Here is a 25,726-nt window from a genome sequence, read left to right as displayed (position 1 = left end):
TATCGCTGCACGCACTCAACTGCGTGGCCCCAGGCGATCGCAGAGCAACAGAAAGCCGAGTGTGGCCGCAGCCAACACAAAGCCGAACAGTAGATAGATAACGTCCATGAGTGTCGCTCAATGCCTTACAGCTGCGTACTGTAGGTATCGGCGCATAAGAAGCGGGTAGCAAAAACGCGGGTCCGCGTATAAAACGCGTAAATTTTTGCCGGCAGCCCGAACGAATGTCTATCGACGGATTACTACGCTGCGGGCTTGCGCAGTTCGGGCAATAACCGCGTTCCTCAAACTGCCACGCCGTCCATGGCCTTTTTGAACGCCATGCTTGTTGTGGACCATTGAAGAAAAGCCATCGAAACGGCAGATGGCCTCAGGCTGGCGCAGCAAAACCCGGCTTCATCCATCTGCGAAAGCTACTTTGAGACTGTTCGGGCTTTTGCGCCCCCACGTGCAAGCCCTATGTTCCCTGCCTCATTTGCCTGACGCGCGCCCCTTCTTCCACGCGTCATCACTACAGGGAACTTCACATGTCCGGTCATCAGGACATCCTTGCTGCTGCCTCGCATGGCTTTTCTCACCCGGCCTGCGCCGATCTCGACGACACACGCCTGCGCCAACTGGCGCACCCACTCGCCCCTCAGCACACCCAGTCATGACGACCGCCACCGCTTCCGCACCCTCCGACACCTGCGCCTTCTGCGACAAGCACGGCCTGCCGATCCTGCCCGTGCGCTATGCAGTCGCACGTGCCGACATCGGGCACGCGCCCGCCTTGCCGCCCCGCTTCGGCGCCGACCTCGCCGCCATCCCGCTGCCGCCCGACACCGCCCACTACACCTTGCGCCTGCTGCGTCCCGGTTACCTGTACGTCTTCCAGGAACACCGCCAGGAATGGAGCGCGTACGTCGTCAACGAACAAGGCTACCTGTGCGAGTTCAGCATCTACGCCCAGGTGCCCCCGCGCGTGGGCAAGAAAACCTTCGGCGCGATCTGCCGGGCCAAGAGCGATCCCTACCTGGCACGCTGCTTTACCGTCAGCGATGCCGCGCACGCCACCACGGTGTGGCTGGGCTTCAGCGACGTCGGCTGGACCCGTGCCGTGTTCGACCGGCATGCGTCCCCCGACTACCGCCAGGCGCACATGCAACGCATCGATCTGGCGCGGTGGCGCAACGGTGGCCTGCCGCCGAACATGGCCACCTTCGAGGCGCTGGATCAGGTAGCGGAATTCGCGGCGGACGCCGCCGCCCTGCAACGGGAAACGCGCGACTTCGTCAAGCGCTTCTTTCCGGACAAGCGCTGGCAGCCGGAAGATTTCCATGGCCTCGATGCCACCAGTAAGCAAGCGCTGAGCCTGCTCTCGCCGATGATCCAGGACCTGTTGGCCGGCTCGTTCGGCACGGTGGCTGACAGCGGCCCGGTGATCGCCGCCGCCTGGGCCTTCGCGCCGCACCGCCTGTGGGTGACCGGCGAAGAAACCCAGGCATTCACCGACTGGGCGTACCGTGCCGCCCAACCCTGGCGTCCGGTCATCGCCGGCGTGCCCGATCCGGCCGGCCTCGCCATGGAACTCAACGGACTGGCCATCCAGCGCAGTGTCGAATTCACCGATGACGCGTCGCGCAAATGGAAAATGGAAACCGCGCAATGGATCGCCGGCCTGAAAAAAGCCATCGGCCACGGGGCGGTGCTTACCCAAAAACAGAACACGATCGACGCGGATGTGGGCCTGCTGGCCACCAGCAGCCAGGGCGTGCTGTCCATGACACCCCAGGGCCAGCAGTTGCTCAACCAGGTACGGCGTGCCGACGAAGCCGCCATCGATGCCCGGCAGGACGCCATTGCCGAGCACGCCTGGGACAAGCACTACCGCCCGCACTTCCAGGCCGGCGCGTGGGAGCAGTACCTGGGCCTGGGCACCGCGCCCGGCGTCTATGCGCAGCAGTTCGATCACTATGCCCAACAGATCCTGCAGCCGCTGGACGCGGCCTACCTCGCCTGGCTGCAAAGCGACGCGCTGCATCGCTACCTCACGCACAACTACGATCCCCAGAACGCCTTCAGCGGCGAAGCCTACCTCGACCTGGCCACGCTGCTCATTCATCAGGCCAGCGGACGCAGCGCCGTCTTCCGCTACCTGGCCGAACAGCTCCAGCGCGACCCGCGGGATACCAAGGCCTGGCTGATGCGTGCGCTCGCCCTCAACCACGATCCCCTGATCAAGGCCTGGTCGGCCGTCACGCTGGACGGCGACGCCACCGCGTCGGCGTTCTCGTGGACGGAACTGGCCGAGCAGTGCTTTGACGCCTACAAGGACCTCATCGTTGCCGGCGCCCATGGCGAACTGCCGCAACGCTTTCCCGGCAAGCTGGCGAACGTGCTCTACCAGCTGGGCGGTCCGCTGATCCAGCACCTGAACCAGCACATCGACCGCGGCTTCGCCAGGCTACCCATCACGCGCTTGCACATGGGCGTGCTGGGCCTGGTGGCGAAAGCGGAAAACCCGACGCTGGAAATCCTCCCCATCCGCGGTGAATGGCGCCGCCAGGACGCCACCCGCACCCTGGCCGCCCTGGTGGCCCACTACGCCGGCGGCGACCCGAACGGCTACCGCAGCGGCGTGCGCGCCGCGCTGGATCGCTTACCCGATAGCGGCGAAGCGTATCCCTTTACCGGCGTCGTGCTGCTCGACACCGCCCAGGCCCAGGCGTTGATGCCGGGCTTATCCAAGACCGAACGCCGCACCGCCGTCAGCGGCATGCTCACGGCGGAACAGATCGACGACGCCCTGCAGCAGAGCTTCGGCACGCTGGCCAGCCTCGACGCGAAACTCGGCGTGGTGCAACTGCTGTTGTCCGCCTGCACGCTCAGCCACGCCTATCACGGCATGCTCACGGCCAAGCCGGACGAAGCCTTCGAAAAGGACGTGGATTTTGCCGCGGGCCTGTCCGGTGTGATCGGCGGTGCGGGCTCGACGGTGGGGCGTGTGCTGGAGCAGACCGAGTGGGGGGCGGCGCCGCTGGCCAAGCAGTTCAACTTTTTTGCCGTTGATTTTACCAAGCAGTCCGACTGGTTTACCGGCATCGGCAAGTTGTTCGGTGCCGCGGGCGGGATCATGGCGGGCGCGATGGCGATACGGGAGGGGTTTGAGCTTCGGGATGACCACAAGGGACTGGCCTATCTCAGCATTTCTGCAGGCTCTATAAGCATTGGGGTCTCCGCCATACCAATCTTCTTCATCCTTGAACTTGATGCCGCCGTCGCTGCGTTGAGCCTCGCCGGTATCGCCGTGGCCATCGTGCTCGGCGTAGTGGCGTGGCTCGAACCCAATGCCGTACAGACGTGGCTGGAGAAGTCACTGTACTTCGGCATCGCCCACAAACCCTTTCGCGACATTATCGAGCAATCCCAGCAGTTGCATGCACTGGAACAGGGAGGCTGAGCATGTTTACCGGATTCATACCGTCCTTTCGCATCAACCGTCCGCTCACACAAAACGAGCGGGATGAGGCACTGCCGCATGAAAGGCAGCCCGGCATCGAACCTGGGCAACATTTATCACTAATCCGGATCAACTCCACCTATATCGACTGGATCGACCGGCGTTTTGCCTTCCGTGGAAGTATGCCGATGTGTCTTGCAACGGTCATTGGACTCGGCATGGCTTGGTTTTATCTATATTGGTTATTTCCGCGCACCGTTCTTGTTCTTGGTTCAGATCCGGACTTTTGGTGGACTATTATGTTCACGATATTTGAAGTTGGATTTATATCGCTATTTTTAAAGTTTATTTTGCTCAAGGAATATTTCACCTACACCCATTACCCCATCCGCTTCAACCGCAAAATCCGCATGGTGCATGTGTTCCGCCACAACGGACGCAATGGCGTGCTGTCGGTGCCGTGGGATCAGGTGTTCTTTCATATCGGGCATCTCCGCCAACGATCTGCCAATGTTCCGGACGATCTGGACATACGCGGCGAAGTGCTTGAGGGTGACATCGTCAGGGATGCATTTGCACTCGGTCACGCCGCACCGAATGGACGCAAACGCGACTTGCTGGAGATGTGGGAATTCATCCGCCGCTACATGGACGAAGGGCCGGAGGCAGTGGCCGAGCATCCGCTGGATCGGTATGTCGCACTATCGGTGCGGCCCACGCTCAAGAACTGCTTCCTGTTCATGGGCAGCTACTATGCCGGCGGCCTGCCGCGCTTCTTCCAGGTGCTGGTCTCGCCGTTCGTGCTGCTTTACACATTGACACGCTGGGTGGTGCTGCACACCTGCCGCACGCCGGTGTTTCCACCCGAGATCGAAGCCACCTGTCAGGTGGCGGCGGACGATCCCCATGTGTGGCCGATTCCCCGCTCGTGCGGCGAGTTTGCCGCCACCGTGCCCGGCCTGTTGGAACACGCCCAGGCCAAGGCCCGGCGTAGCTGGCAGGCGGAACGGCAACGGCAAGGCAAGCTGCCGCTTGGGAACGATGCGTGGTGAACGGCATGATCGCGGTGCCTCTCGTGATGGGTAGCCTGGCCGTGGCCATCGTGCTCGGCGTGGTGGCCTGGCTCGAACCCAATGCGGTGCAAGCGTGGCTGGAAAAATCGCTGTACTTCGGCACCGCCCGCAAACCCTTTCGCGACATCATCGAGCAATCCCAGCAGTTGCATGCGCTGGAACAGGGAGGCTGATCGTGTACACCGGATGGATACAGACCTTCCTCATCAATCGTCCACTCAAGCAGCGGGAGCGGAATGAAGCCTTGCCGCGCGAACGACAGCCCGGCATCGAGCCCGAACCGCATATGTCGCTGGTGCGGATCAACTCCACCTATATCGACTGGATCGACCGGCGTTTTGCGTACCGGGGATGCATGCCCATGTGCTTTGCTTCGGTGGTTATTATCGGCCTGATTGGTGTATCGCTGTATTTCTTCCTATTTATGGCATTCGAATATAGCGACTCATCTCATATAACATCAGCCATTACTTTGTTGACGTTTATGTTTGGAATGACTTTTATATTATTTCGATTTCTTTTATTAAAAGAATATTTCACCTACACCCATTACCCGATCCGCTTCAATCGCAAAACCCGCATGGTGCATGTGTTCCGCCACAACGGACGCAATGGCGTGCTGTCGGTGCCCTGGGACCAGGTGTTCTTCCATATCGGCTACGGCACCACCAAGCCAGGCGACCGGGACATACGCGGCCAGATTCTCGACGGCGATATCGTCAAGGATACGTTTGCGCTCGGCCATAGCATCCCGGTGGAACGCCTGCGTGCCTTGCTGGAGATGTGGGAATTCATCCGCCGCTATATGGACGAAGGGCCGGAGGCAGTGGCCGAGCATCCACTGGATCGCTATGTGGATTTATCCGTAACCCCGACCTTCAAAAACTGCCTCATCATCATGGGCACTTACTATGCCGGTAGCCTGCCGCGCTTCTTCCAGGTGCTGGTCTCGCCGCTCGTGCTGCTTTACATCCTCACGCGCTGGGTGGTGCTGCATACCTGCCGCACGCCGGTGTTTCCGCCTGAGATCGAAGCCACCTGCCAGGTGGCGGCGGACGATCCCCATGTGTGGCCGATTCCTAAATCGTGCGGCGAGTTTGCCGCCACCGTGCCCGGCCTGCTGGAGCACGCCAAGGCCAAGGCCCGGCGTAGCTGGCAGGCGGAACGGCAACGGCAAGGCAAGCTGCCGCTTGGGAACGATGCGTGGTGAACGGAATGAATTACATAAACATCGACATCATTGCTGACGATGGTGAAAGCAATAACAGGTTCAGCGCGCCGCCTTGTGCGGCAGTGGACGCGGGTGTCAGCGGACCGAGACGGCCCAGGCAATAAAGGCTGCATTGATGGCTGTCAGTACCAGTGCGCCGAGGAACAGTACGTCGGCGCAGCGCTCCAGCCGATGATTTCGACCCAGGTTGCGTGTGCGCAAGGCCCAATACGATACGAGGCAGGCGGCAAGGTAGATCATGGCGTTGATGGCGAGCAGATCGTCGCCGAAGATGTCCGGCCGGCGCAGCGATATCACGACACGGATGATGCCGATGACTGTCAGGCAGACGCCGACCATGGCGGCGGAAGCGGTAAAGATGTGAACGCAGATGTCGTGGTCGAGCCGTTGTTGGCTTTCGGCGGATTCAGTCATGGCAGTCGGTACGCGGTACGGCCGAATCTCATGGACCGGCGTTGCCGCGCTGTGGTTTCGCAGTAAAAAACTACGTTCACGCTTTGGAAGGTCGTGGGCGGCTCGGCCGCGTGAGTCCGAATCAGGAGTTGTTCGTGCCGGTGTCGCCTTGCCAGCGCTTTTCAAGCTTATGCGCCACACCTGTCACCAGCAGGGCGCTGCCGATGCCGAGGGTGACTTCGCCAAGGCGCGTTAGGGCAACGGTCCAGAACGGACCGGTGTGTGGTACCAGCATCACGATGGTGACGGTGGTGGCGCTGAGCTTGCCGGCGTTGCCGATGTTGAAGCACCAGCACAGGACGATCGCTACGACCATCGTCGTGGCGTAGGCGGCGTAGCTGTCCTGGGCGATGTAGGAACCGATGATGGCGATGGTGGCGCCGATGGCGGCGCCTATAACCTGATCGCGCGATAATTTCCGCGTATCCATGTAGCTCTGCTGCGTGACGGCGATGGCGGTGATCGCCCCCCAAAAGGCCTGCTGGGTGTGCAGCAACAAGCCCAGGCCGTATCCCAGGCTGGCGCCGGCCAGTGCCTGCGCAGCCATCGAGAGACCGTTGACGAGCCGATGGCTCCACGGTAAGCGCTGGTAGATATCCTGCAGTTGGCGATGGAGGTAGCCAAGCTCACGTCGGCCATCGCGAATGGAGTGTTCTGTCATCGGCGCATTACCCTCAACCGGTTCTTGTAGATTCCTTGGTCCATGCCGGGTCCGTCGCCCCGGCTTTGGCCCGGGGTGACGATTTAATCAGAACATGCTCAGAGCGGTGTGAGTTTGGCGTAGGCGGCTACCAGCCATTTGCTACCGGCGCTTTCGAAATTGACTTGCAGCCGTGTGTGCGCGCCGCTTCCTTCGGCGCTCACGACTACGCCCTCGCCGAAGCTGGGGTGGCTGACGCGTTGCCCGAGCTTCACGGGCAAGTCCTCTTGCAGTGACGGCGTGTGTTCGGCGAAGCGCCCCGCGTACAGCGGGCGATTCACCTGCACGCGCGGGCGCACTTCATCGATCAGCGAAGGTGGTACTTCGCCCAGAAAGCGCGACGGGCGTGACAGCATTTCGCTACCGTGCATGCGCCGCGATTCTGCATGCGTGATGACCAGGCGTTCGCGCGCTCGCGTGATGCCGACGTAGGCAAGTCTTCGTTCTTCTTCCAAGCGTCCTTCGTCTTCGATGGAGCGCTGGCTCGGAAAAAGTCCCTCTTCCACGCCCACCAGGAACACCAGCGGAAATTCCAGGCCTTTGGCCGAATGCAGCGTCATCAATTGCACGCAGTCGTCCCAGGATTCGCCCTGGCCTTCGCCTGCTTCCAGTGCTGCATGCGAAAGGAAGGCGGCCAACTCACTGAGGCCAGCCTCGATGTCGTCGGGCGTGAGCTCGAAACGGCTGGCTACGTTGACCAGTTCGTCGAGGTTTTCCACGCGTGATTCCGCGTTGCCGCGGCTGTCCTTCTCGTAAAACTCGCGCAGGCCGGATTGGGTGATGGCGTGGTCGATCTGTTCGGCAAGCGCCAGCGCTTCCGTAACGCCGCCCGCTTCACCGTGAGCGGGAGATGGATTAAATGTGCGCGCCATCTCGTCGATCATGGTGAGGAAACCTCTCACCGCATTCTTCGCGCGGCCCGCCAGTTCGGTGCTTGTCGACAGCTCGCTCAAAGCGGCTTCCCACATCGACGTGCTTTCGCTGCGTGCACGCCGTCGCAGCACATCCAAGGTACGGTCGCCAATGCCGCGCGGCGGTGTATTCACGGTGCGCTCGAAAGCAGCGTCGTCGTGGCGGTTCGCGGTGAGGCGCAGATAGGACAAGGCATCCTTGATTTCCGCACGTTCGAAGAAGCGCAAGCCACCGTACACGCGATAGGGAACATCGTGCTGGATCAGCTGTTCTTCGAAGTTGCGCGATTGTGCGTTGGAGCGGTACAGGATCGCGCAGTCTTTGGCATCACCGTGCTCGGCAATGTATTCGCGGATGCGTTCGATCACGAAGCGCGCTTCGTCCTGCTCGTTGTACGCGGCGTACACGGCGATGCGGTCGCCTTCTTCGCCGGCCGTCCACAACTGTTTGCCCAGCCGGTTTCCATTGCGCTCGATGACGCTGTTGGCGGCCTTCAGGATGGTCGAGGTGGAGCGGTAGTTCTGTTCCAGCTTGATCGTGCGCGCGCCGGGGAAATCGCGCAGGAACTGCTGCACGTTTTCCACTTTCGCACCGCGCCAGCCATAGATGGCCTGGTCGTCGTCGCCGACCACGAAGACCTGGCCGTTTTGTCCGGCCAGCACACGGATCCACGCATACTGCAGTGCATTGGTATCCTGGAATTCGTCGATCAGCAGATAGCGCCAGCGCTGTTGATAGTGGTCCAGCACGGCAGGCTGCTTCAGCCAAAGCTCGTGCGCGCGCAACAGCAGTTCGGCGAAATCCACCAGACCGGCGCGCCGGCAGGCATCTTCATAAGCCTGGTAGATCTGTACCAAGGTGCGCGTCACGGGATGTTGCCCATGCTCGATGTTTTCAGGACGCTTGCCCTCGTCCTTCCATGTATTGATCTGCCAGGTGGCCTGACGCGGCGGAAAGCGTGCTTCATCCAGCCCCAGTCCGGCCACTACGCGCTTGATCATCCGCTGCTGGTCGTCGGCATCGAGAATCTGGAAGCTTTCCGGCAATCCCGCTTCGCGCCAATGACGGCGCAGCAGGCGATGCGCAATGCCGTGAAAGGTGCCGACCGTCAGGCCCTGGATGCCGCCTGGAATTAGGTTGTCCAGGCGCGCACGCATTTCACCGGCGGCTTTATTGGTGAACGTGACGGCGAGAATCGCCCAGGGCGGCACGTGATCGACCTGATGCAGCCAGCCGATGCGATGGGTGAGTACGCGTGTCTTGCCGGAACCGGCGCCGGCGAGTACGAGGTAATGCCCGGATGGCGCGCAAACGGCTTCACGTTGCGCATCGTTGAGCGAATCGATCAAATGAGAGACATCCATCCGGCGCATTGTAGCGCCGAGCGGAAGCACGTTCCCCTCATGCGTTCTCGGGCGTCAGCGTTTCGAGAACAAACCGCCCAGGGCCAACAGCGCGCCGACCACGATGCCGCCGATGCCCACCCACGACGGGATGGCTTTGTCGTGTGTGGCGGTGAGCTTTGCCGAGCCCAGCTGGAAGACGGTGTCAGTCTGGCTGTAGCTGCCATGGCCGAAAACCACCCACAGACCGCCGACCAGCAATACAAGCCCCACCATGATCAGAATGGCGCGCATGTCCCGCTCCACGATAAAGAAGCGGTGATCATAGGTGGGCGCCGTGCGCGAAGGAAGTCATCTGGCGGTCAAGCGAGTGAAGTGCCTGACACTGGGTTTCATCGTTACGGCTTTTCCTGGCAAGAAACCCTGGAAGTGATCGATCCTGCCTTGGAGATGATTATGTCGTCGGCAACGCAAGGGGCTGCTTGAAACCGTGTGTGTATTTGCCAACGGTCTTTCCGGTAAAAGGCGTCCGTTTCATGCCTTTCGTTGCCAAACGGAAATGAGTTCTAAAACTTGTAGTCGATCATCACGCGGTTATAGACGAAAGTGCGGTTGCTCGGATTGAGGTTGCCGATGCCGCCGTTGGACAGCTCCCATCGATCGCGCAAGGTCAGGCCTTTGAGATAGCCGTCCAGGTGATAGATCACGTCGAAATAGAGATCATGACTGTTGCCGCGGTAATAGGTGATGTATTTCGCGTAGGCGGCGGTGAGTTCCAGTTTCTTGTCGAACAGGTCGTAGGTGAACTTGCCTTTCCATGCGTGGCCGGGGCCTGCCTCGACCAGGCCGCGGATCATGGAGGTGGTGTACAGCGGATCGGTGCCGTAGTTTGTCGTGAAGGGCGAAATCAGTGCGCCGCCCCCGACTGCGCCATCTTCGTGGGCGAGCTTGTTGTAGAAGATGTCGAATCGGCCATTGGGAATCGCGAGACCCAGATCGCCGCCGATTGCCTGGCTCTTTACATGGTCGCCGAGAACGCCGAACAGTTTGCTGTCGGTCTGGGTGAAGCGATTGTCCGAACCGTCGTTTTGCACCAGGTATTGCGCACCGATGACCGGATTGAAACCGGTGCCGGTGTTGAACACATAACTGCCCACCGCATAACCGGTGCGCGCGAAGTGCATGAAATCGTAGTACCGCACTTGGGCGCTCAGGCCACCGTGCACATAACTGGTGCCCCCCTCCCAGGTGCCGGAAGTGGAGGGTGTATTCAACGGCAGCGAACCGTTGTTGCCGTACATCGAATCACCCTGGAATTTCGAGGGGTAATACAGGTTATCCGGGTACATGCCGTAGGAGGTGCGGCTCTTCCAGCTGTACTCGCGAATGGCGAACAGATTCCAGCCTTGGATTGGCGTGAACTGCACCAGCAGCGCGTTGTAAGAAGAGGGGATGACGCGCGAGTCGTTGTTACCCATCCAGGGATCGTCGGCGAGGTATTGATAGCCGCCGCGAAACAGGAAAAAGCTGTTTTTGTATTGCAGATAGGCCTGGCTGAACGTGCCGATGGAATTGTTCGGGCCGGCCAGCGAGGTATCGATCTTGGCCGGATTGTTCGAATGCGTGCCGAACGAGTTGGCGGTTGCAAAGGATCCGCCAATGCTGAAGCCGCCAAAGAACGTACCCGTCTGGGCGTTGATCAGCGCAGCCGCCGAAAGCGCGCTGGCATTGGGCGTGGTCTTGCTGTCGTAGAAGCGGTTGAAGTTGTAAAGGCGCAGATCGCCATCGACATGGCCATCGCTGAAGATGTTGTCGAGGCCGTAGTCATCGTCGGCGAAGGCGGTGCTGCTGATAGCTGCCAGACTCAACAGCGTGGCCGCCATCATCCATTGCTTTTTCATGCGGCGTACTCCCGGTGGCGGATGGCGTGGCATCCGCTGTTCTCAGTGAATGGGTCAGGGTGTGGGTGAACGATGGCGAGTGACTTCGATAGCCATCACGTTGCGGACCCAGCGGGCCGGGCGTTGATCGCCGGGCACCACTAGCCGAAATGGGCCATCGCCCTTCAGTGCGTGGCCGTCTTCGGTGTCGGCGAGCACGACTTGCTCATGACCAAGCAGGGGATCGAGTTCACCGAGACTGAAAACGACCTGATAGTGGTCGGCGGCAATGACATGCACGACGGTGGTCATGGCCGCCCCGCGCAGCTGCTCGCCCGTGCGGACACCGGCCCGGCGCAGCAGTTCTTCCAGACTCACACCTTGCCATTGGGTGGCTGGCACATGATGGATCGCCGGTGTGGCGACGCTCGTTCGTGCCATCGCCGCGAGCGCCGTGCGATTCAGCAGCAGCGGTGGTTGGCCTTCCACGGCAATGCGCAGCGTCTGGGGTTCCGGCGTGGACGTCCGGGCGTGCGCCGGCCACGCGGCAAACAGCAGCGCAAGCACTGCCAGGCTGGATAAGTGCCTGTTTCTGGCTAGCATTCACATTGCCCACGTCGCGCCCGAAGAGCGCTATATAGATAAGTATATGGCGCTTTGGCGTGAAAGCCAGCGCCGCGCGGCGCTCACGGCAAGGGGCAGGAGAATTAGCGGCTGGTGCCGAGAATCACGCTGGATGCCTTGACGACGGCCAGCACCGCCGTGCCCTCTTTCAGGCCCAGGTTGGAAACACTTTCCGCCGTAATGACCGCCGACATCACGTTGCCGCCGCTGAGCTGGACGCGCACATCCGCATTGACCGGCCCCAAGGTGATGCGGGCCACGGTGCCGGCGAATTGATTGCGGGCCGAGAGCCGCATGCTTTCGTCGGGCAGGGCAAGCAGTACGGACGATGCCTTGATCAGGGCGAGGGCTTCGGTGCCGATCTTCAATCCCAGATTCTCGGTGCTTTCGCAGGTGAGCGCGGCAACGACGTGCTCGCCGCCGGAGAGTTCGAGTTCGACGGTATCGTTGACGCTGCCCTTATGGATGGACACTACGCGTCCGGAAAGCTGATTGCGCGCACTGGTTCGAAACATGAGCCCTCGGATCAGCTTGATATCATCGGCCGACGCTTCGGCAAGGGTTTCGAACTGGTCCAGGAAGCGTCGATGCACATCTTCCAGCGCAGCAAACGCATCGACCAGCCGTTTTCCTCGCTCCGTCAGTTGCGTGCCTCCGCCACCTTTGCCGCCGGTCACGCGCATCACCAGGGGTTCGTCGGCCATGTTATTCATGGCGTCGATGGCATCCCAGGCGCCTTTGTAGCTCATTCCTACGGCGCGTGCAGCAGCAGTGATGGATCCGGTTTCGCCGATCTTGGCAAGGAGCGCGATACGGTCCGCTCCGCCGAGCGCCTGATCGCCGGCTTGCAACGAAAGCATGCCTTTCAGCTTGAACATCATGGCGCTCGTGCAGTGATCTGGGATGAGTCTAGGGCCATTAGTGTAAACAGGCCCTAGCCAAAGGGAGGCAGGCATCACATGCGGATGATGCGCGCGTCGATCATGCGTACCGTTACCCGGCGAAGATCGATGACGTGACGCTGGGATGGTTATCGATCACCGCCCCAGGTGTTGCCAGGGGCGGTAGAGTGCCGCGTGAATGGCTGCAGCTTTTTCGGGATAGCTGCAGCATTCGGCATTACTGCACGAAGTCGTAGTAATCGACGCCCAGATCCTGGAAGGCCGCTTCATAGGTGCTGCCGGTGCGGGAAATGATGAACTGGTCGCGCGGTGGGCAGTCCAGCTCCACCTTGTGGCCATCGTGCAGCGCTTCGTACTGCTCGCGGGACAGATCGGACGATGCGGCCAGCGCCTTGCGGAAACCGATCTTGGCGGCAGCTTCGCGCCATGCCGGCGCCACGCGCAGGGGAATGGCCTCCGAGGCATCCCCGCTGCCATAGCCGATGGCGTACAGCTTGGCGTCGGTCCAATCGACATTCTGCTCCAGCGCCTGCTCGAAACCCGCGGCAATCCAGGCCGGCAATGCGGCGGTGTAAAGATTGCCCAATTCCATGGCCCAATCCGTACCGAGGTTCACACGCGTGGCCAGCAGCTCCTGGAAAGCAGGGCTCTTGCGCACGATGCCGGACAGCTTGTTGGTGAGCGGATGTGCATCTTGCGCGGCGTCGGCATGCCCTCCAAGGCGCACGAAATCGCCGAACAGGTCCGGCTCACTGCGGCATTCCTCGATCACACCCTCGGGCGCCACGCCGGCTTGTTCGCACAGCGCCACGAATGCCGCGTTCGGCTGCGGCGCGCGGGCCAGCGCGCGGGCGTAAATGAAGGCCAGCGCCTGCAGCGGCATCATGTGATACGGACGATGGAAGAACAGCCCGTCCGCGCCATTTAGGAAATCGAGATCGGATACGCCCAGCCGTTCGATCATCGCATCGGTCGCCTGGCCGACTTCGTCGAGATAGGCGAAGGTGGAATATTTGCCGCTGAAGACGGGGAAATCGTGCGCGCGTCGCGCGCGCTGGCCGTAATCCTGGTCGAAATGGCGCGCGAACGGCTTGCGGAAGTCCGGGCCGCGATAATCCGACGCACTGCCGGCATGTTCCAGATCCACTTCGAACAGCTTGGGCTCCGCTTCCACCAGCATGGCCACCGCACCGGCGCCCTGGGTCTGCTCGCCGCTGGAACCGCGTTCGTATTCGGCGATATCGCTGCACACCACGATCGCCTGTTTGTCCTGGCCGTCGAAAGCGACGTAGCGCAATGCACTCTTCAACGCATACACGCCACCGAGGCAGGCGTGCTTGAATTCAGGTACTTCCAGCTGGCGGGAAAGGCGCGGCAGTCCTTGTCGTACCAGCTCGCGATCGACCATGCCGCGCACGATAACCGCGCCCGCGGAGTTGTCCTTGCTGCTCTCGGTACCCAGCGCAAGCTGGCCGATGCGGCGCGGATCGATGTTGTAGTTGCGGATCAGCCGAAGTACCGCCGTTGCCGCCATGGTGTAAGCATCTTCATAAGGGGCGGGGCGGCGGAAACTGCGGCCGACGACGGCCTGAACCTTATCCCAGGAATTGCCTGTCCATTCGCACCAGTCGCGCAGGGATATACGGGGCTGGGGTACATACAGGCTCATGCCGCTCACGCCAGGATTGCGTCGTGCTGCCGTCTCGTTCGCTGTCTTCAAAACCTGTGATCCTCGGTGATGTCGGGGCCGCGCCGGCCGCCATGACCATGCCTTGCACGCGTGGGCGTGCACAGTACATGGACGGGGAGAGCGCGTCGATGCCGGATCCCAGGATTTGCGTGGCCACCAGGAAAGCCGTCCAAACGGAATGATGCGAGCGCCCAGCCAGAACCATCGGATTTTAGCCGCTTCTCTGCTGAGGAGCGACTGACCGGGGGTTTAGCAGTCGCGCTTCACGCTTATGTTCAGTAATTGGATGCGACGAAAGTGGCGGGTCGGAGTATCCGGCAGTTCGACGGATCAACAGCGCGCAAACAGTACGCCGTGGCCGGGCAGCACCAGCGCATCCCCGTGCAGCGTACCTTGCTGCAGGCCATGCCCTTCCAATGGCTGTGCGGCTTCGAAACCCGGCAGCGCCATAGATTGGGCCTGCTTGCCGAGGTTGAATACCGCCAACACTTGTTCACCGGCGTGGCTGCGCACGAAGGCGAGCACCGGTTCGGGCGTGGCAAGAAAACGAATGTCGCCGCAACGCAGTGCGGACTGCGAGGCGCGCCAATGCATGAAGCGACGAAAGCCGTGCAGCACCGACAGCGAATCCGCTTCCTGATGAGCGACGGCAAGTGCCTGGTGCGCCTGATCGATCGGGAGCCATGGCGTCGTGCTGCTGAAGCCTGCATGCAGGCTGTCGTCCCATGGCATCGGCGTGCGGCATCCGTCGCGACCCTTGAAGTTCGGCCAAAACGTAATGCCGTAAGGATCGCGCAGCGACTCGAAGGGAACATCGGCCTCGGTCAGGCCCAGTTCCTCGCCCTGATACACGCACACTGAACCGCGCAGCGAGCACACCATCGCAGTCAGCAGATTCGCCAGCTGCGGCGACACGTCGCCATTACCCCAGCGGGTCAGCACCCGTTCGACGTCATGGTTGGAAATCGACCAGCACGGCCAACCTTCATTGACCTGCGCTTCCAGCTGTTCCACCGTCTTGCGGATGTACGCGGCGCTAAAGTCGGCACTCAGTAGCTCAAAGCTGTAGCCCATGTGCAAACGATGGCCACTGGTGTATTCAGCCATGGTCGCCAGCGAATCTTCGGAAGAGATTTCGCCGAGCGTGACCGCACCAGGGTAGCGGTCCATCAGCGCGCGCAACTCGCCCAGAAACGCCAGGTTCTCTGGCTGCGTGTTGTTGTAATGGTGGTACTGGAATGCGTACGGATTATCCGGACTGAACCCGCGGCCGACGCGCATTTCCTTCGGCTTGGGCGGATTGTCGCGCAACAACGGATCGTGGAAGCAGAAGTTGATCGCGTCCAGGCGCAGGCCGTCCACGCCTTTGTCCAACCAGAACCGAACGTTGTCCAGCGTGGCGGCGCGCACTTCCGCATGATGAAAGTTGAGATCCGGTTGCGAGGCCAGAAAATTATGCAGGTAGTACTGACCGCGGCGAGGTTCCCATTGCCAGGCGGAGCCGCCGAAGATCGACAGCCAGTTATTCGGTGGGCTGCCATCCGGTTTGGCGTCAGCCCACACGTACCAATCCGCCTTGGGATTGTCGCGGCTCTCGCGGCTTTCTTTGAACCAGGCATGCTGGTCGGAGGTGTGGCTGAGCACTTGGTCGATCATCACCTTCAGCCCGAGACCGTGCGCCTTGGCCAGCAGCCGATCGAAATCCTGCAGTGTGCCGAACAGTGGATCGACGTCGCGGTAGTCGGCAATGTCGTAACCGAAGTCAGCCATCGGCGAGCGAAAGAACGGCGCGATCCAGATCGCATCCACGCCAAGGCTGGCGACGTAATCCAGGCGCTGGATGATGCCCGGCAGATCGCCCACGCCATCGCCGTTAGTGTCCAGGAAGCTGCGTGGATAGATCTGATAGATGACGGCGCCGCGCCACCAGGATGCATCACTCATCGAAAACCCCACTGTAAGCGCAGAGCTTCCGTAGCCCGGCACTGCAAACGGTGTGCAGCTTAGCCGCACGCCCGCGCGTACTCGGAGGGGTTTGCATACGTATTCATTTGTGCTGCGAGTGCGTCATGAGAAGCAGGCTTGCCGCTTGGTCACGCTTAGTTAGTAACTGCGAGATTACGTAAAAACCCAGTCTTGCCGCGGTTTTTTACGTCGCACGATGGTGCGGCGGCGGTAGGCATGGCGCGCATGTTGCGCTGCGATGGCCCCTGTAGGGGTGCTGAAATGAATACGTATGCATGGTGTGGTTTGCTTGGAAATTCGCGCCCTACCATCCGCTCACGCCGCCGGTCCATCCGACTGCGTGCGAACCGCTCATGTCCGCGAAGGGTGAAGGCGCGGCGGCGAATGATCAAGAAAACGCAACTACAAGATTTTTTGGGGGAGGGGAAACGTGATACTCAAGCGTAATTTGCTAGTGATGGCGCTGGCGTCTGCCGGTCTTTGCATGGCTTTCGGCGTCCAAGCCGCTACCGGCGACAACGGTGCGCAGACTCCGTCGGGCACCTCGCAGCAGACCACCACGGCCAGCACCGATAACGGCACTGGCAGTACCAGCCAGGCCACCACTGATCCGAAAAGCCAGCGGCAACTGGCGAAAAGTCTGTCCAGCGTGACGGTGACCGGTTTCAGCAGCAGCGTCGAAAAGTCGATCGATTACCAACGCTATGCCGACACCATCCAGAATGTGGTGACCGCCTCCGATATCGGCGGCCTGCCGGATCAGTCGATCGCTGACTCGTTGACGCGCCTGCCGGGTGTTTCGGCCGAACGCATCGCAGGCCAGGCTTCGCAGATCAATATCCGCGGTCTTTCCGGCGACTTCATTCAAACCACGCTGGACGGCCGCGAGCAACCTTCCACCAGCGGCACCAACTACATCCAGTTCGACCAGTACCCGTCCGAGCTGATCAACATGGCCACGGTGTACAAGTCATCGCAGGCGTCGCTGATCGAAGGTGGCGTGGCCGGTACGATCGCCATGCAAACGGCGAATCCGCTGGAGAACAGCAAGGACCAATCGCTGAACATCGATGGCCGCGGCAGCTACGACGGCCAGGCACATGACGTGCCTAATGCCAACCCGCTCGGTTATCGCTTCAGTGCGGCCTACCAAGGCAAATTCCTCGACAATACCCTGGGTGTCGGCCTGGGCTTTGCGGATATGTACCAGCCGCACGTGTCTGAGCAGTTTGCTGGTGAGGCGTCGGACGGAGCGCTCTATCAGCTCAACAGCAACAGCCCGCAGAAAGCCTATCTGCCGGAAGGTGTCCAGTTGCAGCAAAACGGCGGTGAAGAACGTCGCCGCGGCTACCTGGCTACCGTGGTGTGGAAGCCGACGGACGAATTGCAGCTGACAGCAGACACGTTCTTCTCCAAGTTTGACAACTCGTCGTTCGGCTACGGTTTCCGTTCGCAGAATTTCTACGGCAACAACGCACAGATCACCGATCCCGTGATTGGTTCGTTGGGTACGGTGGTCGGCGGCACGGTTTCCAGCAACCCGGCAGGTGTTGGCGGCAACCAGTTTTCGAACGAAACCACCGCCGACAATTACACGACGGACACCAGCGTGTTTTCCGGCGGCCTCAACCTGAAGTGGAACCACGGCAATTGGCACGTAGAGTCCGATGCATCGCTGTCGCATGCGTCAAGCAATGAGATCAACGTCGATACGACCGCCGATCCTTACACCGGCCTGGGCACCAGCAATCCGCAGCTCATGGCGCAGTCGACGAATTTTCTGCTGAAGGGGCGCTCGATCGGCGACGTGTCGTTTGCCAATCCCGGCGTTTACACCAATCTCAATGACATGGCGCTGTCGCGCTACGGTGTCTATCCGTACATCTATCACGACAAGAACAAGGCATTCCGTACGAGCGTGCAGTACGACATGCCGAACAACCCGGTGTTCTCGGCCATCGAGGCGGGCTTTTACCTCAACAATCATTACTACGACGCGGATCGCGAGGTATACGTCTACGGTTCGGAGTGGAACACGGCTCCTGTTGCCGGCCAGCCGCCGTTGACGATTCCCGCAGCTGATGCGCAGATGACGTGCTGGAAAGGCAAATTCAGCGGCTTCCCCTGCTTCCTTACGCTTAACGGTCCGGCGATTCTGGCCTCGCATGGCATCGTGGCAAATCCCGTCAAGAACATCACGGATCAAAGCTGGTCGGAGATCCAGAGCGGTTCGGTCAATGAGAAGACGCGCGACCTGTTCGTGATGGGTGATATCGACGCTCAGCTGTTCGGTCATGAGCTGACCGGTAACGTTGGCGTGCGCGTATCGCGCCAGTCGCAGTACAGCTATGGCTTGCAGCAGGTCGGCAATGGCGCAGGTATTCCGATCACCGATGGCAACGGTAATACCAGCTACGATTACGCGCCGTTGAAAGTCGGCAAAACCTATACGGATTATCTGCCGTCGCTGAACCTGATCTACCACTGGACGGATAACGATCAGACCCGCTTCTCCGCATCGAAGGTGCTGTCGCGTCCGCCGATCAATACCATGCTGGCTGGCGCTGGTTCGTGGGTCGACAACGGGCAATACAATGTGTGGGGCGGTACGAGCCCGTTGCTGAATCCGTTGCGTGCGCAGCAGTATGACCTCGATTACGAACACTACTTCGATGATTCCACCGGCGCGGTGACGGCTGGTGTGTTCTTCAAGCACGTGAATTCGTTCGTACAGAACGTTACCTACAACAACTTCGATTTCGCTGCCGCGGGCATTACAGTGCCGATCAATCCAGCGACCGGCCAACCGTACGAAAACGGCGAGTACCAGACGGCCTACAACGCCAAGGGCGGTGACGTGCGCGGTTTCGAGGCGTCGTTTACCAAGACTCATTTCCTGCCGGGTATCTGGTCGGGCCTGGGTTTCGATGCGAACCTCGCCGTGACGTCGAGCAATGTGCACAACCCGACGACGCTGGGCGGCCCCACCACCTACATTGGCCTGCCCGGATTGTCGCGTCGCGTAGCCAGCGCCGCGCTGTTCTATGACAACGGCACTTTCTCGGTCCGCTTGTCGGCGAATTACCGCTCTTCGTTCCTGTCCGACACCCAGATCGCTGTCGACAACCAGCTCGTGACGTTCGCATCCGAGACCGTGTATGACCTGCAGGCCTCGTACAACGTTACCAAGCAGCTGAGCGTGGTCTATCAGATGCTCAATTTGAGCAACCAGCCGACCCGTACTTACTTCGGCGGCAATCCGCAGCAGACGGGTACGATCCAGTACTTCGGGCGCACCAGCTATCTCGGTTTCAACTTCAAGTTGTGATGCATCGTGCCGGACGTCGCCTGGCGGTGTCCGGCACACTCCCCTGGCCCGGTTCCGTTGACGATTGTGGAGCCGGGTCTTTTTGAATGCAGGCGAGGCCCGGATCGCCCTGGTCGTTTATCGACATCGCTGCGTGGGCTGCGCCTTAGCAACGACCCTCCATCCCCGGGAGATCCGCATGTCAAAGTTCCGCGCTGTTTTTTATGCCGCCGCCATGGCAATGGTCGTCTGGATGGTGTCCGCCAGCGCATTCGCGCAAGCCGATGAAGCAACCGTTCCCTCTGCAGTGCAGCCGTCCGGCGTGTATTACGAGATCTTCGTGCGCGCGTTCTATGACACCAACGGCGACGGCATCGGCGATCTCAATGGTGTGACGGCCAAGCTCGATTACATCAAATCGCTGGGCGTGAGCGGGATCTGGCTGATGCCGATCAATCCCTCGCCGAGCTATCACGGTTACGACATCACCGACTACGAGGGTATCAACCCGCAGTACGGCACGATGCGGGATTTCAAGAAGCTGGTTGCCGAAGCGCATAAGCGCGGCATCAAGGTGGTGATCGACATGGTGATCAACCACACCAGCAATCAGCACCCCTGGTTCAAGGCGGCGCTCAATCCCAAGGATCCGCACCATGACTGGTACCTGTGGGCCAAGCCCGGCACGGATCTGCATGCCATCAGCGCCGTCGGCGGGCCGGCCTGGCATCGCGCGCCCAACGGCCAGTATTACGAGGGCACCTTTACGGCTGCGATGCCCGATCTGAACTACGACAATCCGGCGGTGCGCAAGGCGATGATCGACGTGGGCCGCTTCTGGCTACGCGAAGGCGTGGACGGCTTTCGCCTGGATGCGGCGCAGCACATTTACGACGATCTGCGTTCGGATATGGATAGCCCCGTCGCACTCAAGAAGAACGTCGTGTGGTGGTCCGAATACCACCGCGGCCTGGAGAGCGTGAATCCGCATGTATGGCTGGTCGGCGAGGTTGCGCGGCAGAATCCAGACGACTTGACGCCGTACATGGGGCCTTTGAATACCGTGTTCAATTTTCCGGTTGCGACGCAGCTAATCGATAGCGTGCGGCAGGAGCGTAATTTCGGTATCGGTCGCGGCCTGGAATACACCTACGCAGCTTATCGTGCGCATGCGAACGGCGATTTCGACGATGCGCCATTCCTGTCCAATCACGACCAGGAACGCGTGATGAGCCAGCTGGACGACAACATGGCGCATATGCGGGTGGCGGCGGCGTTGCTGCTCACCCTGCCAGGCCATCCCTTCGTTTATTACGGCGAAGAACTCGGCATGCAAGGGACTAAGCCCGACGGAGACATCCGTGAGCCGATGCGCTGGTATCGGCGCGGAAAGGGCCCCGGCACCGCAAGCTGGAAAGCCTGGAGCACAGATGATGGTGCGGCTGTTTCGGTCGAAGCGGAGCAGGCCGATCCACATTCGCTGCTCAATCTCTACCGCAGCTTGATCGGCTGGCGCGAGCGCGTCAGCGCGTTGCGGGATGGCACGCTGCACAATGTCCCGGTCGCCGATCCCCATGTCGTGGCGTATACGTTGCAGGATGCGCAGGATCGCGTGCTGGTCGTGCATAACCTGTCACGTGAGGCACGCGTCATCACACTCAATGCGGACATGAAGACGGGGGCGGTCCTGTTGCAAACGGGAACTGGCGTTGCCGTGGCGCAAGGGCGCATCACACTGCCGCCCTATGCGAGCGCCGTATTGCAGTAGACCAACGCCGCGGCTTGCCCGCGGCGTTTTTCTATTTGACCCGATTTATCCCACCTCTTGCGGCGCTGCGGTTATAGTCGGGCGATCTTGCTGCCGGACAATAGGCTGCGCGTGCATCATGCATGCTTGGGTTTGTCTTGGCGCAGCGTTACGTTCTGCACTCAAGAAAGGACGGTTGGATGACAAGCTTGCGTAATGTGGCCGTTTTCGGCCTCCTGCTGGCAACCGCTTCAACAAACCATGCGGCAGTTCCCACTCAGGCCAACTCGCGTTTTCAACTTGAACACGCCGATGCGCGCGGCATCGAATTAGTACGCGGCAAAGACCGTATCAGCGTGCACTTCGTCACACCGAACGTGGTGCAGGTGCATGGCATGCCAGGCGGCTTTGCGTCGCGCCCAGGCATCGTGATGGATCCGCACGGTTCACGCGAGACCTTGTCGAATCTGCGCGCGAGCAATAGTGCATCCAGCGCTTCCGTTTCGAGCAGCGAACTGGTCGCTACGTGGGACAAGCGTACAGCGCGCCTGACCATCGCCGATGCACAGGGGCACGTACTGGTACAAACCGATCCTTCCTCATTGATGGAGGGCCGTATCGATCTGCAGCACGATGCGGCCGATCCGTTGTACGGCATCGGCACGTATGACGCTTTCGAACCGGCACCGAGCAGCCTGACGCGCAGTGGCGTGCAGATTGCCAAAGCTGGCGAACAGGGGTATGCCGGCGGCCCATTCGTATGGAGCACGCATGGCTATGGCGTGCTGGTCGATACGGTCGGCGCCAAGTTCGACCTCACGGACGGCCATATCGATGTCAGCGGGATTCCACGCGAGGACGTCAGCTACGACATCATGGCGGGCGATCCGCCAAAAATCTTTTCCGCACTCGCGATGCTCAGTGGCGCGCCGCCGATGTTTCCGAAGTGGGCGATGGGTTTTACCAACAGCCAATGGGGCATCGACGAGCAGGAGTTCCTTGCTATCGTGCATGGCTACCGCAGCCGTCATATCCCGATCGACAACTTCACGTTCGATTTCGATTGGAAAGCCTGGGGTGATGACCATTACGGCGAATTTCGCTGGAACGCGAAGAAATTCCCGGATGGCCCCACCGGCGTGCTGAAGACGAAGGCAGACCAGCTCGGCATGCACATGACGGGCATCATGAAGCCGCGCATCCACGTCAATACCGTAGAAGGGCGTTACGCCACGGCTCACGGATTCTGGGCCGCAAGCCGGCCGCAGAACATGGATTACTTCTCGCTCAAGCCGGTGCGCGAGCTGGATTTTGATCAGGCGGCGGTGCGCGCATGGTTTTTCAATGCGGCACTGAAGCACTCGTTCGATACCGGCATCGTGGGCTGGTGGAACGACGAAGCAGATGACACCAACAGCAATACACAGTTCCTCAACATGGAGCGTGCGCTGTATGACGGTCAGCGGGCCTATACGCCCATTCGCGTGTGGTCGATCAATCGCGATTTTTATCTGGGTGCCCAGCGCTACGCGTACGGGCTCTGGTCTGGCGACATCGATACCGGATTTGCCAGCATGGCCGCGCAACGCCAGCGCATGCTGGGCGCCATCGATGTGGGCGAAATGAAGTGGGGCATGGATGGTGGCGGGTTCAAGGGTCATCCGTCAGACGAGAACTATGCGCGCTGGATCGAATTCGGTGCCTTCGTGCCGATTTTCCGCGTACACGGAACGCTGGGCGAAAAGCGCCAGCCCTGGCTATATGGAGAGGCTGCGGAGAAAGCCGCAACCAAGGCGATTCGCCTGCGCTATGCGCTGATTCCTTATATCTATAGCTATGACCGCACGGCGACCACTGAAGGCGTGGGCATCGTGCGGCCGCTGACATTCGATTACCCCGATGATCCGCAGGTACGCAACGATGTCGACGCCTGGATGTTTGGCGACGGTCTGCTGGTATCACCGGTGGTGGTGAAGGGGCAAACGGAAAAAGATATCTATTTGCCCGCAGGCACCTGGACCGATTACTTCAGCGGCAAGGTGTATCAGGGAGGACAGACCATTCATTACGCCGTGGACAGCAAGACGTGGAGCGACATTCCACTGTTCATTCGCGAGGGTGCCATCATCCCCACTCAGCCGGTGATGGATTACGTGGGTGAGTCCCCGGTGACGGAGTTGAGTGTCGATGTTTTCCCGGCGGCGCATCCCACGCATTTCGATTACTACGATGACGATGGCAGTACCTATGCCTATGAACACGGTGTCTACTTCTCGCAGCGGCTGACGACCCGGCGCGATGGAGACAACGTCGTCTTCGGCACCGAGGCCGCACATGGCACGTTCAAGCCAGCTTTGAAGTACTACCTGGTGAAAGTACATGGGACGGCCGCGCAATCAGTGCGTGCGGGCGCGGGCATGTTGAAGTCATACGCGGATGGCGGCGCGCTGGCGACGGCAAATGGCGAGGGTTGGGCAATCGGTCGTGATCGCTACGGGCCGGTGACATGGTTGAGACTTGCGGCGGCGCAGCCGCAGCAAGTCGTGCTGCGAACGGGCGGCACGCATTGAGGAGAAGGTGCCGGCTGCTTGCCGGCGCTTTTTTTGGACCGCCCATTGGACGTGCGGACACTTCTGTAAGAGACTTGGCGCCTCATAAGTAAACGTTTACATGCCGGTAAAAAGACTTAAGGAATCGCCATGCCCAGTACGTCCCCGTTTCGCCGCATTGCACCAAAACTCGGCTTTGTCCTGTTGTTTGCGCTTGGCGCCGCCCATGCTGCGCCGTCAACGCCGGACACGGTGCCGGTCCGGGTCGATGCCCAGGCCACGGGCACGCCTTTTCCGCACTTTTGGGAACAGATGTTCGGTTCGGGCCGTGCGGTACTTGCCTTGCGTGACGATTACCGCAAGGACATCGAGGCTGTTCATCAAGCTACCGGCTTCGACTACGTGCGCTTCCACGGTATTTTCGATCGCGACGTCGGTCTGGTGCAGCGCGATGCAAAGGGACATATCAGCTACAACTTCTCCTACGTCGACCAGATCTATGACGGATTGCTGGAGCGTGGCGTGAAGCCGTTTGTAGAACTGAGTTTCATGCCGCCGGAGCTGAGCTCGGACCCGTCGAAGCAGCACGATTTCTGGTATCACCCCAACGTGATGCCTCCCCGAGACTATACCCAGTGGAATGCGATGATCCGCGCATTCGCGCAGCATCTGATTGCGCGTTACGGCATCGATGAAGTATCCACCTGGTACTTCGAAGTGTGGAACGAGCCCAACCTCACGTTCTGGGGCGGCCATCCGGAACAGCCGACTTATTTCACGCTGTACGACAATACGGCGCGTACCCTGAAAGCGGTGAGTCCGCGCTTGCGTGTCGGCGGGCCGGCCACCGCGCAGGCGGCATGGGTGCCTGCGTTCCTTGAGCATGTGCATGACGCCAAGGTGCCCGTAGATTTCGTGAGCACACATGTTTATGGCGACGATACCGCGCAAAACGTGTTCAAGACTGACGAAAACATTTCACGTGCTGACATGGTGTGCCGTGCGGTCGACAAGGTTCACCGCGAGATCGCCGCGTCGCCCTATCCGAAGATGCCGTTGATCTTCAGCGAATACAACGCTTCGTACGCCAACCTGCCCAATGTGACGGATTCGATCTATATGGGACCGTGGATGGCGAACACGATTCGCGAATGTGCCGGTAAGGTCGACCTCATGAGCTACTGGTCGTTTTCCGATGTGTTCGAGGAGCAGGGTGTCGTGCGTACGCCGTTCTATGGCGGTTTCGGCCTGATCGCGGCCGATCGCATCGAGAAGCCTGCGTTCAATGCTTTTGCGATGCTGCATCGGTTGGGTGATGTTCGCCTGCCACTGGCATCGGAGAGCGCATTGGCCACGCGCCGCAAAGACGGAACGATCGTGCTGGCCTTATGGAACTACGCGCCGCCGGTCGGCGATACGGCGAGCTATACGAAGGGCGAACCGCAAGGATCGATCAAGCACTTCGACGTTGACGTAGCGCATTTGCGCGGCACGGCGAAGGCGACGGTCTGGCGTCTGGACGAAACGCACGGCAATGCCCTGGCTTTGTTCGATCGCATGGGGCGCCCGGATTTCCCCAGCCGGGAACAGATTGCGCAGTTGCGCGCGGCTGGCAGGATGGCAGCTCCCGAGTCGATGGCACTGCACGACGGGCGCTTGAACATCGATATTCCACCGCAGGGATTGGTGGTGGTGGAACTGCATGGATGATGCCTTTGTCTCACTCGTGCGAAAGCGTTCTCGCTTTCGCTGCGAGAGAGTGGCGGACGACGTCGTGCATGAATACGTATGCATGAGGCTATCCTGGGTCATCAGCTTGCCTACCATGGTCGGTTCATGGCGGTGATAGGCTGATCATGCTGCAATGGCAGCCTGTGTATGGCGCCGCGCCATGACATAACCAGAGGG

Annotated in this window: 18 protein-coding genes; 9 read left to right on the top strand and 9 right to left on the bottom strand. The window is 60.4% G+C overall.

The features are described from left to right. Positions 1–527 precede the first annotated feature (527 nt). Genes AC4HNJ_RS12020 through AC4HNJ_RS12000 form a run of 5 tightly spaced genes read left to right on the top strand, consistent with a single transcriptional unit; the run spans position 528 to position 5,725 of the window. The gene (locus tag AC4HNJ_RS12020; RefSeq protein ID WP_490479818.1) at positions 528–656 is read left to right on the top strand and encodes a hypothetical protein; all 129 of its coding nucleotides are present in this window, start codon (positions 528–530) and stop codon (positions 654–656) included. Then, positions 653–3,442 carry a T6SS effector BTH_I2691 family protein gene (locus AC4HNJ_RS12015; protein ID WP_490479817.1) on the top strand — a complete coding sequence of 930 codons (2,790 nt, stop codon included), beginning with the start codon at positions 653–655 and terminating at the stop codon, positions 3,440–3,442. Before AC4HNJ_RS12020 ends, AC4HNJ_RS12015 begins: the two co-directional genes overlap by 4 nt. A 2-nt stretch (positions 3,443–3,444) precedes the next feature. Next, positions 3,445–4,494: a DUF6708 domain-containing protein gene (locus AC4HNJ_RS12010; RefSeq protein WP_490479816.1), complete on the top strand. Its 1,050-nt coding sequence runs from the start codon at positions 3,445–3,447 to the stop codon at positions 4,492–4,494. A gap of 5 nt (positions 4,495–4,499) precedes the next feature. Next, complete coding sequence (locus AC4HNJ_RS12005; protein WP_490479815.1) at positions 4,500–4,688, top strand: hypothetical protein; 189 nt, start codon at positions 4,500–4,502, stop codon at positions 4,686–4,688. Between the two features lie 2 nt (positions 4,689–4,690). Next, a complete protein-coding gene (locus tag AC4HNJ_RS12000) occupies positions 4,691–5,725 on the top strand; it encodes a DUF6708 domain-containing protein (RefSeq protein WP_490479814.1) in 1,035 nt (344 codons plus the stop codon). A 96-nt stretch (positions 5,726–5,821) separates the two neighbouring features. On the opposite strand, the gene AC4HNJ_RS11995 is transcribed toward AC4HNJ_RS12000, so the two are convergent. The 9 genes from AC4HNJ_RS11995 to AC4HNJ_RS11955 form a co-directional block, all read right to left on the bottom strand. Beyond that, complete coding sequence (locus tag AC4HNJ_RS11995) at positions 5,822–6,160, bottom strand: hypothetical protein (protein ID WP_490479813.1); 339 nt, start codon at positions 6,158–6,160, stop codon at positions 5,822–5,824. Between the two features lie 121 nt (positions 6,161–6,281). Then, positions 6,282–6,860, bottom strand: coding sequence for an FUSC family protein (locus AC4HNJ_RS11990; protein ID WP_490479812.1), 579 nt, complete (start codon positions 6,858–6,860; stop codon positions 6,282–6,284). Between the two features lie 98 nt (positions 6,861–6,958). Beyond that, positions 6,959–9,175, bottom strand: coding sequence for a DNA helicase II (uvrD, locus tag AC4HNJ_RS11985; protein WP_490479811.1), 2,217 nt, complete (start codon positions 9,173–9,175; stop codon positions 6,959–6,961). Positions 9,176–9,229: 54 nt separating this feature from the next. Further along, entirely contained in the window at positions 9,230–9,448 is a 219-nt protein-coding gene (locus tag AC4HNJ_RS11980) for a hypothetical protein (protein WP_490479810.1), read from the bottom strand. Between the two features lie 272 nt (positions 9,449–9,720). Next, positions 9,721–11,055, bottom strand: coding sequence for a hypothetical protein (locus tag AC4HNJ_RS11975; protein WP_490479809.1), 1,335 nt, complete (start codon positions 11,053–11,055; stop codon positions 9,721–9,723). A gap of 54 nt (positions 11,056–11,109) precedes the next feature. After that, positions 11,110–11,637 (bottom strand): molybdopterin-dependent oxidoreductase, encoded by a 528-nt coding sequence (locus tag AC4HNJ_RS11970; RefSeq protein WP_490479808.1) that lies wholly within the window; start codon positions 11,635–11,637, stop codon positions 11,110–11,112. Between the two features lie 104 nt (positions 11,638–11,741). After that, a complete protein-coding gene (locus tag AC4HNJ_RS11965) occupies positions 11,742–12,536 on the bottom strand; it encodes a TOBE domain-containing protein (protein ID WP_490479807.1) in 795 nt (264 codons plus the stop codon). Positions 12,537–12,777: 241 nt separating this feature from the next. Then, positions 12,778–14,280, bottom strand: a complete 1,503-nt coding sequence (locus AC4HNJ_RS11960; RefSeq protein ID WP_490479806.1) for a hypothetical protein — start codon at positions 14,278–14,280, stop codon at positions 12,778–12,780. A gap of 300 nt (positions 14,281–14,580) precedes the next feature. Continuing rightward, positions 14,581–16,194, bottom strand: coding sequence for an alpha-glucosidase family protein (locus AC4HNJ_RS11955; RefSeq protein WP_490479805.1), 1,614 nt, complete (start codon positions 16,192–16,194; stop codon positions 14,581–14,583). A gap of 451 nt (positions 16,195–16,645) precedes the next feature. Here AC4HNJ_RS11955 and AC4HNJ_RS11950 point away from each other — a divergent pair, with 451 nt between their 5' ends. From AC4HNJ_RS11950 to AC4HNJ_RS11935, 4 genes are all read left to right on the top strand, one after another. After that, the gene (locus AC4HNJ_RS11950) at positions 16,646–19,543 is read left to right on the top strand and encodes a TonB-dependent receptor (RefSeq protein ID WP_490479804.1); all 2,898 of its coding nucleotides are present in this window, start codon (positions 16,646–16,648) and stop codon (positions 19,541–19,543) included. Positions 19,544–19,721: 178 nt separating this feature from the next. Continuing rightward, positions 19,722–21,290: an alpha-amylase family glycosyl hydrolase gene (locus AC4HNJ_RS11945; protein WP_490479803.1), complete on the top strand. Its 1,569-nt coding sequence runs from the start codon at positions 19,722–19,724 to the stop codon at positions 21,288–21,290. Between the two features lie 179 nt (positions 21,291–21,469). Then, entirely contained in the window at positions 21,470–23,839 is a 2,370-nt protein-coding gene (locus tag AC4HNJ_RS11940; protein WP_490479802.1) for a TIM-barrel domain-containing protein, read from the top strand. A gap of 129 nt (positions 23,840–23,968) precedes the next feature. Next, complete coding sequence (locus AC4HNJ_RS11935; protein ID WP_490479801.1) at positions 23,969–25,528, top strand: GH39 family glycosyl hydrolase; 1,560 nt, start codon at positions 23,969–23,971, stop codon at positions 25,526–25,528. The last annotated feature ends 198 nt before the right edge of the window (positions 25,529–25,726 follow it).

Source organism: Dyella sp. SYSU CM1112 (assembly GCF_058216415.1).
Note: the sequence above shows the minus strand (reverse complement) of the source record. Positions and strands in the feature narration are given on the sequence as shown.